The organism is Streptomyces sp. NPDC060198, from assembly GCF_042728415.1.
Lineage (GTDB): Bacteria > Actinomycetota > Actinomycetes > Streptomycetales > Streptomycetaceae > Streptomyces.
This window is the reverse complement of sequence record NZ_JBHWZJ010000263.1, coordinates 1-9,842: the sequence shown is the minus strand read 5'-3', so window position 1 is coordinate 9,842 and position 9,842 is coordinate 1. Positions and strand designations below refer to the sequence as shown.

General features: G+C 70.7%; 8 protein-coding genes and 2 pseudogenes. 8 read left to right on the top strand and 2 right to left on the bottom strand.

Annotated elements, in window-relative coordinates; all coding sequences use genetic code 11:
• The first annotated feature begins 173 nt into the window (after positions 1–173).
• The 4 genes and pseudogenes from ACFWEP_RS25680 to ACFWEP_RS25665 all read left to right on the top strand — a co-directional run bounded on the left by ACFWEP_RS25680 (position 174) and on the right by ACFWEP_RS25665 (position 2,438).
• Positions 174–347: a hypothetical protein gene (locus ACFWEP_RS25680; protein ID WP_387373265.1), complete on the top strand. Its 174-nt coding sequence runs from the start codon at positions 174–176 to the stop codon at positions 345–347.
• 546 nt (positions 348–893) lie between these two features.
• Complete coding sequence (locus ACFWEP_RS25675) at positions 894–1,175, top strand: hypothetical protein (RefSeq protein ID WP_387373264.1); 282 nt, start codon at positions 894–896, stop codon at positions 1,173–1,175.
• 10 nt (positions 1,176–1,185) lie between these two features.
• Positions 1,186–2,059, top strand: a pseudogene (locus ACFWEP_RS25670) (IS5 family transposase).
• Between the two features lie 73 nt (positions 2,060–2,132).
• A complete protein-coding gene (locus tag ACFWEP_RS25665; RefSeq protein WP_387373262.1) occupies positions 2,133–2,438 on the top strand; it encodes a hypothetical protein in 306 nt (101 codons plus the stop codon).
• A 645-nt stretch (positions 2,439–3,083) separates the two neighbouring features.
• On the opposite strand, the pseudogene ACFWEP_RS25660 reads toward ACFWEP_RS25665, so the two are convergent.
• Both ACFWEP_RS25660 and ACFWEP_RS25655 read right to left on the bottom strand, forming a co-directional pair.
• Positions 3,084–4,502: pseudogene (locus tag ACFWEP_RS25660) on the bottom strand (ABC1 kinase family protein); the annotation flags it as partial.
• A 63-nt stretch (positions 4,503–4,565) separates the two neighbouring features.
• A complete protein-coding gene (locus ACFWEP_RS25655) occupies positions 4,566–5,708 on the bottom strand; it encodes a ThiF family adenylyltransferase (RefSeq protein WP_387373260.1) in 1,143 nt (380 codons plus the stop codon).
• A gap of 305 nt (positions 5,709–6,013) precedes the next feature.
• Between ACFWEP_RS25655 and ACFWEP_RS25650 the strand changes: the two genes are divergently transcribed.
• The 4 genes from ACFWEP_RS25650 to ACFWEP_RS25635 all read left to right on the top strand — a co-directional run bounded on the left by ACFWEP_RS25650 (position 6,014) and on the right by ACFWEP_RS25635 (position 9,811).
• A complete protein-coding gene (locus ACFWEP_RS25650) occupies positions 6,014–6,634 on the top strand; it encodes a M48 family metallopeptidase (RefSeq protein WP_387373258.1) in 621 nt (206 codons plus the stop codon).
• 107 nt (positions 6,635–6,741) lie between these two features.
• Positions 6,742–8,355 carry a TerD family protein gene (locus ACFWEP_RS25645; protein WP_387373256.1) on the top strand — a complete coding sequence of 538 codons (1,614 nt, stop codon included), beginning with the start codon at positions 6,742–6,744 and terminating at the stop codon, positions 8,353–8,355.
• 11 nt (positions 8,356–8,366) lie between these two features.
• Positions 8,367–9,047, top strand: coding sequence for an AIM24 family protein (locus tag ACFWEP_RS25640; protein ID WP_387373254.1), 681 nt, complete (start codon positions 8,367–8,369; stop codon positions 9,045–9,047).
• Between the two features lie 17 nt (positions 9,048–9,064).
• Positions 9,065–9,811, top strand: coding sequence for an AIM24 family protein (locus ACFWEP_RS25635; RefSeq protein ID WP_387373252.1), 747 nt, complete (start codon positions 9,065–9,067; stop codon positions 9,809–9,811).
• The last annotated feature ends 31 nt before the right edge of the window (positions 9,812–9,842 follow it).

Here is a 9,842-nt window from a genome sequence, read left to right as displayed (position 1 = left end):
CCGCCGAACAGGGCAGGCCTCGGCGGGCGGGGTTTTTCGTGCGCGCGGGGCCTGGGGTTTCGTCCGTGTGTCCGGAGTGCCGCGGTCTCGTTTCCGCCCGTGCGTTCCGCCGTGCCGCCCGTCATCCGCGGAGTTATCGTCACGGCGTGGACGAGCAGACGTATCACCCTCCGATGCCCCAAGCCCCCCACGTTTCCTGCGCGCGGTGCGGCGCCACCGCCGGCGCGAGCGCACCACCCACCTGGATGTGCGCGGTGGAGAAGGGCGTACGCCACTACTTCTGCGAGAAGTGCGCCCGCGCCCACATCAGGGCCGTCGAAAGCAGGCTCGACGTCGCCTCCTGGTGATTCCGGGCCGGGACCCGGTTCGCGAGAACGCGGACGGACCGGTGCCGCCCCGCCCGGGAACATCCCTGGGCCCGCCCCGCGGCTCAACGTCCTCGGGCCCGCCCCGCAGCACGGGCAGGGGGACGGACAGGGCTGCGGCCAGACCGGCCAGTGGCCGCTGGGCAGGTTCCACCGCACGGGCATGTTCGAGCGGGACGGGGAAGCGAGGAGTGCTGGTGCGACTGGGGACCAGGCGCTGTCAGTCGTGCAGCTCCAGCAGGGCGACGACATGGTCGAACAGCTTGGTCGCGCGCACATGACCTTGAGGGCGGGCAGCGGCGGACCGCTGGGATCTCGACCGGACGACCGGGACGATCACGTGGAGCTTCCCCGACAGGACCGGCGTCAGCCCTGGCGCGGATTCTCGGCAGCTTCAGCTCCACGTCGGGCACCTGGCCATGGGCCGGGCTCGGCTGATCCGAGCGTCCAGGCCGGCTTGAGGCGCGACGCATGCGGATTCCAGGACTGGCCAGAAGCGGAGGGACACCCCGGCACTCGCCCGACCGCATGCCGAATTTCGAGGCCGACGTGACGGCTACCGTCACCCTCGCGGCCCTGGGCGTTCGGGTCATCGAGGCGACCGGCCTGTGCCGGAGTCACGGAAGCAGCCCTCTGATCATGGGGTTCGATCTGGTCACCCTGACAGCGGCGGCCGGCGCCACCAGCTTCCCCATCGACATCGACATCGACATCGACACCGACGCGGACGCGGACATCGGCATCGACGGAAAGCCGGGCAGAGCAGGGCGTGTTGTGGAAGTACCTCCTTCGTCTCGCCTCGTGCTGTGATGATCTCGGTGTGGGGCGAGGGAATCTTTCAGATGACCGGTGGGCGGTGCTGGAGCCGTTGTTGCCGGTCGCGGTGGTGGCAGGCCGGCCCTCCGTCGGCGGCGGTCGATCGACGGGATCCGTTGGCGGGTGCGGGCCGGTGCTCCGTGGCGGGATTTGCCACCCGATTACGGTCCCTGGCAGTCGGTCCACGGGCTCTTCCGGCGTTAGCAGCGAGATGGTGTCTGGTCGGCGATCGTGACGGGGTGCAGACAGAGCGGATGCCGCCGGTTTGATCACGTGGGACGTGAACGTCGACTCCACGCTCTGCCGGGTCCATCAGCACGCGGCCGGTGCCCGGCGGGACAGCCTGACCCAGAAGGAACCGCCGGGTGGCAGCTTGACCGAACCGGATGATCACAGCCTGGGCCGGTCCCGCTGGGGTGGACCACGAAGATCCATCTGGCCTGCGAACAAGGGCAGAAGCCGCTGTCGCTGCTGGTCACCACGGGCCAGTGGGGTGACAGCCCGCGGTTCAGGGCGGTGCTGGGAGCCGTCCGGGCTCCCCGTATCGGGCTGGTCCGGCCGCGGATTCGCCCGTTGCGGGTACGAGGCAACAAGGCGTATTCATTGCGTGCGAACCGTGCGAACCGTGCGAACCGTGCGTATCTGCGGAGGCGCGGGATCCGCTGCACGATTCAGGAACCGACTGATCAGGTCGGCCATCGCAAACGCCGGGGAACGGCCGGCGGACGGCCTTCGACCGCGAGGAGTACAAGGCACGGCACGCGGTCGAGTGCGGCATCAACCGGCTGGAACGGAACCGAGCGGTGGCCACACGGTTCGCACTCGCGGTCCGCCTGGGGACGACCGTCCTCATCGCCGCGATCAATGAATGGCTGTGACCCGCCAGAAGTGTCAGCGGCGCATGTCATCCTGGCCGGGATCAGTTCAGCAGGCTGTGGGGAGACAAAGCCGATGGGAGCTGCGTACTACCGGGCCGAGAGCGAGAGCGGCGACCGCATCGAGGACCCGTCCGAGGACGCACTGTTCATGCTGATCGACGACCTCGACGGCTCAGGCAACACTTTCGTCGTCATCCAGCCCGACGAGGACGACCCGGTCTGGTTCACCTCGGTCGCGGTTCTGGACGAAGGCGGCTACGAGGTCGTGCGCCGCGACACGCTCCGCCGCGAACACGATGTCGTCACCGAGACGAGCATCGATCGGATCGCCCGGGACCTCACGATCTGGATGGCCGCCCGCAGCGTCAGCGCTCGCTGAACCCGATCTCACCGCGGCGTCTAACATCTGCGGCCTGTTCCCGTGCTGCTGCCTCCTCCTCTCTGGCTCTGTCGCGGTCCTCCTCGAAGTGCAGCACACTGGCCAATGCGTCCAAGGTCCCAGCGATCTTCTCTCGCCAGTCGGCGAACTCGACGAAGTCCCCATCGGAGGGCTTCTGCGACTTCTCTGCGCGGAGAAGGCGCAGGGCGTGCTGAGCGCGGGGTCAACCACCAGGCTTCCTTCTACGGGTGCGCAGTCGACTCCCTCGTGCACCACTTCCCACACACGCCTTGGGCGGCCCGCTCCGACGCCGAGCGGCCGGCGGCCGGCACAGCAGCGGTCGGCACAGCAGTCCGCGGCCAACAGCCGGTGGCCGACAGCCGGTAGCCGGAAGTCGCTGTCCCCCCATTCCGGCGCTGCCGCGCCTCACACCTCCTCGGTCTTCCGCTCGGCCCGCCCCTCGGAGGCCCTTCGCTCGTCCCGGCCGGTTCGCCCGCCGGCCGCCCTGCGTTCCGTCCGCGCACCCGGGTCGTCCGGGGCGTCCGGGACCCCGGAACGATCCAGACGCTCCGAGCCGTCCGCGCCGTGCACTCCCTCGACGCCGATCATGCCGTCCGGGTGTTCCGCGCCGCCCGGGTCCTCGCCACCCGCACCGGTCGTCCCGCCCGCGCCGCCCGGGTCCGGGAAGCCGGGCAGCCACGCTTCGAGTTCGTCCCGCAGGCGCACCGTCGCGCCCAGCTGGCAGAGCACCCCGATCGTGCTCAGCGTCACCCGGTGTATGAGGAGATAGGCGGGCGGAAGGCTCAACTGCCTCCCGAGCCGGTGGGCGGGGGAGCGGGGATCGGCGATCCGGGCCGCCTGGGTGCGCAGCCACCCCCGGCTGAAGGCGAACTCCTCCACCCGGGCCGGCTCGATGACGGGGACCAGGTAGTCCAGGACCGCGTCGGGGTCCAGATCCACGGACTCCGACACGAAACCCGCCCGCCGGAGCAGCGCGTACACTTCCTCGGCCTCGCCGAGAAGCGTCATCCGCAGGGCCTCGCCGATGATCTCGGGCAGCCCGCCCGGCAACCGGTCGACCGTGCCGAAGTCGAGCACCCCGAGCCGCCACTCCCGCGCCTCGCCGAAGCACGGGGTGTCATCCGGCAGGGGGGCCTCCGGTGCGTCGGCGGTCGGTCCCTCCCCAGCGGGCGGCAGGAGGCGGAAGTTGCCCGGGTGCGGGTCGGCGTGGAGCAGGCCCGTCCTGGCAGGTCCGGAGAAGAGGAAGCGCGAGAGCAACTGGCCCGCCCGGTTCCGCTGCTCGACCGTCCCACGATCGATCACCTCGGACAGGGGGATTCCGTCCATCCACTCCGTCACGAGAACCTGGTCCGACTGGAGCACCACCCCGGGTACGACCACGTCGGGGTCGTCCGCGAACTCCGCCGCGTGCTCCTCCTGCGCCCGCGCCTCCAACACGTAGTCCAGCTCCTCCGAGACCCGGTCGCGCATCTCCTTGATCAGGGGCTTGATGTCCAGGCCGGGGATCAACGGTCCGAGGAGCCGCGCGAACCTGCTGAGCTGAGTGAGATCCGACAGCAGCGCCTCCCCCGCACCCGGATACTGCACCTTCACCGCGACATCGCGCCCGTCGTGCCAGACCGCCCGGTGCACCTGGCCGATGGAGGCAGCGGCGGCCGGCTGGTCGTCGAACGAGAGGAAGAGGTCGCGCCAGCCCTCACCGAGCCGTTCCGCGAGTACCCCGTGGACCGTCCGCACCGGCATCGGGGGAGCGGCCTCCTGGAGCTTCGTGAGCGCCGCCCGGTACGGACCGGCCACCTCCTCGGGCAGCGCGGACTCGAACACGGAGAGCGCCTGACCGAGCTTCATGGCACCGCCCTTCAGCTCCCCCAGGGTCTTGAAGAGCTGGTCCGCCGTCCGCTGCTGCACCTCCCTGGCCACCAGCTCGGCCGGCTTGCCCCCGATCCGTTTGCCCAGGCCCCACGTGGCCCGGCCGGCGAAGCCGAGCGGCAGCGCGGCCAGTTTCGCGGTGCGGGTGACCGCCTTGCGGGGAAGATCGGACATGTGCTCCTCCAGTTCGTGAACTGCGGTGCCGGTGCGCCCTTCGTGTCGATCCGGCGAGGGCGGTCACCCGGCCATTGTGTCGTGAGCCGGGCCCGACGCGGGGGAAAGCGCCCCGGTGGAGCGAGCGGCGCCGCACACACACGCCTGGTGGGGAGCGATCCGTTCGCCGCGCCACTCCATGAGAGGAAGCGAGGCTTCCCAGCGGGCGCCCGTGATCGCCGGCAGTTCACCGTCCAGGAAGGACAGGGCGTGCGAGGCGGCCAGCCCGGCCACCGCCGCGGAGAGCGCGAGGTCGCAGGCGGGCACCGCGCCCCGCCGTCCGGTCCGCCACTGCGCCACCATGCGAGGCCACTGCGCGTCCTGGTCCGCCCGGTGCAGGCCCAGACAGCCCGCGCATCCCGTGCCTCCGGGCAGCACCAGTGGGCCCACCACCCCGGTGGCCTCGATCACTCCCGCGTACAGGTGGGGGGTGCCCGAGGAGATCCATGGTTCGGCCGTCCCCGGGTCGGGGGCGTACACCGCGAGCCCGTCGCGCGGGGCGACCACGACCAGGGAGAGGCCGGGGCCGCCGCCCTCCGGCCCCGCGTCCGCCTCCGTCGCGCGGGGGGCGGCCCCGGCTGCCGACCGGCGCACGAGCCGACGGGCCGAGACATCGCGGCGTTCCCCGACCGCCGAGGGCGGGAGGCCGCCGGGGGCTACGTCCCACGGCTCCGTCAGACCACCGTCCAGCACGTCCACCCGGCCCACCCCCGACCCCGAGAGCAGGGCCGCGATCGCCGCACCGACCCGGCCGGCGCCCCGGACCTGTACGCGCATCGCCCGCCGCGCGGCGAGTCGGCGGACCGCGCTCCCCGGTTCGGGATGCACCAGGGAGAGCGAGGCCGCGTCCGGGCGCTGCCGGTCCAGCACATCGGCCCGGCGGCGTAAGGCCGCGGCCTCCGCACCACCCGCGTGCGGATCGTCCAGGAGGCCGGCGCCCGCCAGCCGCTCGACGAGCACGTCGACATGGCGCTCCGCCAGATCCAGGGATCGGGCTTCCTCCTTCAGCAGGGGCAGCCCGCGGGTGCCGTCGAGCAGCTCCAGGAAACTTCCCGTGGCGATATCCAGAGGGCCGAAGGTGACCGCGTGCGCGGGAGTGACCCCGAATTGCACGGTGCTCCGTCCACGCCAGGCGCGGCGCAGTGCGGGCTTCAGCATCGGATGCATCTTTTTCTCCCTTTACGGTCGGGCCGCTCTTCCGCGGTCGGCCCCGGGCGTCGCTGATCATGGATGTGGTTGACGACGGATGCCGCCGGTGACCCGATACGGCCCGCCGACGGATACGACGGAGCGTCGGTCCGGACTTCTCCGGTCTCTCTCCGCTCACAGAATGCCGCCGCAGCCCGAAACCTGTCGAAAGTTATCCACAGGGGAGGGAATTAGTCGTTCAAATGGTGTGCTTCCTGCGGGGATCGGAGAGGAACCGCAGGGGAGGCGGTACTTCTGCCGGGAACAGCGGGTAACGTCGAGGCGTGCCCGCCGATCCGTCACCCGGCCTCGCCGGGGAGATTCCCGCGCGCTCCGCCGCTGCACCGCAGCGCGGTGCCACCCGCCCGATCCGCCCGGCCGCGACGAGCGCGGTGGAGGTGCGCAGGAGCGACCGGCGCCGCAGGACGGTCTCCGCCTATCGCGAGGGCGACCGCACGATCGTGCTCATCCCCGCCCGGATGTCCGAGGCCGAGGAGCACCGCTGGGTCGGGGTGATGCTCGACAAACTGGCAGCCCAGGAGAGCCGCCGGGTGCTCGGCGACGGCGCGCTCGTGGAGCGTGCCGCGAGCCTGTCCGTCCAGTACCTCCATGGCCGGGCCCGGCCGGCTTCGGTGCGGTGGGTCACCAACCAGAACACCCGCTGGGGCTCGTGCACGCCCGCCGAGGGCAGCATCCGCCTCTCGCACCGTCTGCAGGGGATGCCGGAGTACGTGGTCGACTACGTGCTCGTCCACGAACTCGCCCACCTGCTCGTGCCCGGACACGGGCCCGACTTCTGGCGCCTGCTGGAGGCCTACCCGCGTACCGAGCGGGCCCGGGGGTACCTCGAGGGCGTGGTGGCGGTGGACCGGTTGCCGCATCTGCCCACCGCACGGGAGGAGTGACGATCGGTGACTCTGTACCGAGTGTGTACCGACTTGGCTCAATGTCGTAGTTTGCGGATAGCCTGACGCGACGCATTCACATTCGGGATGGGGGACGGTCGTTACGCATGGCCAGGGAATTCCAACGCGGCCACAAGGCCAAGATCAGTGATCTCACGTCAGGGACGGATCTGTACGTAGGTGTGCAGATCGCAGGCCCGGGGCTGACCTTCGACATCAGCTGCTTCGGCCTCGACGCCGATGAACAGCTGTCGGACGACCGGTATTTCATCTTCTTCAACCAGCCGAAATCGCCCGAGGAGTCCATTCAGCTGCTCGGCGCGCAGTCCGGTGACACCGAGTCGTTCCGGGTGACGTTGGATCGCATTCCGGCCAACATCCACAAGTTGTCGTTCACGGCGACCGTCGACGGCGCCGGCCAGATGTCCCAGGTCGGTCCCGGGTACATCCGGATCGTCGCGGGCGGTGAGGAAGTGGTGCGGTACGCCTTCACCGGCTCCGAATTCACCACCGAACGCGCGGTGATGCTCGGGGACTTCTATCTGAAGGACGTCTGGCGGTTCGCCGCGGTCGGACAGGGATTCGACGGCGGGCTCGACGCTCTCCTGCGCAACTTCGGCGGTGAGGTCGCCGAGGAAGAAGCGCCTGCCGCTCCGCAGCAGGGCGCCCACTCCTTCGCTCCGCCGGCCCAGGCGTCCGCGCCGCCGGCCTTCGGCGCGCCCGCCGCTCCCCAGGCGCCGCAGCCCGCGCCGTCGTTCGGAGCGCCGGCGGCACCCGCCCCGGCACAGTCGCCGCACACGGCGCCCACGATCGCCGCCCCCGTCGCACCGCAGGCCCCCGCACCGTACGGCCAGCCGCAGTTCGGGCAGGTCCCGGGCCAGGCCGCCCCGCCGTACGGCCAGCAGCCCCCGCAGGCGTACGGGCAGCCGCAATTCGGCCAGCAGCCCCCGCAGGCGTACGGGCAGCCCCCGCAGCAGTTCGGCCAGCCGCCGCAGGCACCCTTCGGCCAGCAGCCCGGAGGCCTCCCGCAGGGAGTGCCCCAGGGCGCCCCGGCCGCCGGAGCCGGACTCGCGGCGGCCCTCCAGCCGTACAAGGAGAAGCCGACCGGTCAGCGCTGGACCCCGCAGAACCAGCAGCTCATGCGGGTCGATCTCACCCTCGGTGGCAACCCCGTGCTGGCCCGTCAGGGCAGCATGGTGATGTACCAGGGCAAGGTCGACTTCGGCTACAAGGGCGCCGGTTTCACCGGCCGGGTGGTCGGCAACGCCACCGGCCAGGAGATGCAGCTCATGCGCTGTACGGGCCGCGGGCAGGTCTTCCTCGCCGAGGAGGGTGCCCACCTGCACCCCATCGAACTCCAGGGCGACGGCATCTGCGTCTCCGCGGAGAACGTCCTCGCCTTCGACGAGTCGCTCAGTTACGAGGTCCGCAGGGTGGAGGGCCACGGCATCCCCGGCGGAGCCCTGTTCACCATGCAGTTCCAGGGCACCGGCACCGTGGTCGTCAAGACCCACGGCACGCCGGTCGTCCTGCCGGTCACGCCGACCACCTTCGCCGACTGCAACGCCGTCGTCGCCTGGTCGTCGGCCGCCCAGGTCATCATCTCCAGCCAGGTCCGGCTGCGCCGCAACGCGTACCCCGGCCACAGCGGCGAGACCGTGAACCTCCAGTTCCGGGGAGCCCCCGGCAACTTCATCGTCGTCCAGCCCTACGAGGTCTGAGGGAGCCTGCCATGAACCAGCAACTCGCGGGCTACGCCCCGACCCCCGTCACCGCGCGGATGGAGAACCACGGCCACTCGATGCTCAAGGTGGCCATGGCCACCGGCCAGGACCTCTACGCCCGTACGGGTTCGATGGTGGCCTACGAAGGCTTCATCCAGTACGAACCCAACCCGCCCGCCGTCCGGCAGATCGCCTCCCAGTGGGTCACCGGCGAGGGCGCCCCCGTCATGAAGTGCTCCGGTGACGGGCTGCTCTACCTCGCCGACTACGGCGCCGACGTGGTCGTCATCAACCTCAACAACGAGTCGATCTCGGTCAACGGCACCAACCTCCTCGCCTTCGACGCCCACCTGGGCTGGGGCGTGGAGCGGGTCAAGGGGATGGCGAAGTTCGCCGGCCAGGGCCTGTGGAACGTCGTCGTGGAAGGCACCGGATGGGTGGCCATAACCTCCCGGGGCACCCCGATCGTGGTCGACTGCGGCCGGGGCGAGGACGAGACGTACGTCGACCCGGACGCGCTCGTCGCCTGGTCGCCGAACCTCAAGGTCAAGGGCAAGCGGAGCTTCAAGGCGAGCGCGCTCATCGGGCGTGGCAGCGGCGAGGCGTACCAGATGGCCTTCTCCGGCCAGGGCATCGTCGTCGTCCAGCCGAGCGAGGACAGCACCGACCGCCTCCGCGTCCGGTCCTGAAGGGAGGGAGAGACACCATGCAGAGTCCGCTTTTCGCCCACACCGAGCAGCAGTCCTCGGAGCGGTACACCGTCCAGAACCCGCAGCTGCTGCGGGTCTCCCTGACGGGCAGCGACGCCGTGCTCGCCCGCAAGGGCGCCATGGTCGCCTACCAGGGGCTGATGGAGTTCGACGGCGAGTACCAGTCGAGCTCCCAGCGCAACGCCCGCGCCCGCACGGGCGAGGGTCTCGACCTGATGCGCTGCACCGGCCAGGGCACCGTGTACTTCGCCAACCTCGCGCAGTACATCCACGTCGTCGACGTCGACCACGCGGGGATGACGGTCGACAGCGCCTACGTCCTGGCGCTCGACTCCTCGCTGCACACCGAGGTCATCGCCGTGGACAGCCAGTACGGCATCTCCGGCACCGGCAAGTACCAGCTCAACATCTCCGGCACCGGCAAGGTCGCGCTGATGACCTCGGGGCAGCCGCTGATGCTCCAGGTCACGCCGGACAAGTACGTCAACGCCGATGCCGACGCCATCGTCGCCTGGTCCAGCTCGCTCCGGGTCCAGATGCAGGCGCAGACGCACTCCTCGGGCGTCATGCGCAGGCGGGGCAACACCGGCGAGGGCTGGGAGCTGAGCTTCCTCGGCGAGGGCTTCGCGCTGGTTCAGCCCAGCGAGGTACTGCCCCCGCAGAGCGCCCAGATCGGCCAGGGAATCCGCGGCCAGTACGGCGTGGGCTCGCAGAACCAGAACCAGAACAACGCCTGGAACTGAGCCCGGGCCGCGCCCGGCTGCGCCACAGGGG

Excerpts from the sequence above, each read along its gene's own strand:
- ACFWEP_RS25680 (WP_387373265.1), top strand. The coding sequence starts at position 174 with ATGCCCCAAGCCCCCCACGTTTCCTGCGCGCGGTGCGGCGCCACCGCC.
- ACFWEP_RS25675 (WP_387373264.1), top strand. The coding sequence starts at position 894 with ATGCCGAATTTCGAGGCCGACGTGACGGCTACCGTCACCCTCGCGGCC.
- ACFWEP_RS25665 (WP_387373262.1), top strand. The coding sequence starts at position 2,133 with ATGGGAGCTGCGTACTACCGGGCCGAGAGCGAGAGCGGCGACCGCATC.
- ACFWEP_RS25655 (WP_387373260.1), bottom strand. The coding sequence starts at position 5,708 with ATGCATCCGATGCTGAAGCCCGCACTGCGCCGCGCCTGGCGTGGACGG.
- ACFWEP_RS25645 (WP_387373256.1), top strand. The coding sequence starts at position 6,742 with ATGGCCAGGGAATTCCAACGCGGCCACAAGGCCAAGATCAGTGATCTC.
- ACFWEP_RS25640 (WP_387373254.1), top strand. The coding sequence starts at position 8,367 with ATGAACCAGCAACTCGCGGGCTACGCCCCGACCCCCGTCACCGCGCGG.
- ACFWEP_RS25635 (WP_387373252.1), top strand. The coding sequence starts at position 9,065 with ATGCAGAGTCCGCTTTTCGCCCACACCGAGCAGCAGTCCTCGGAGCGG.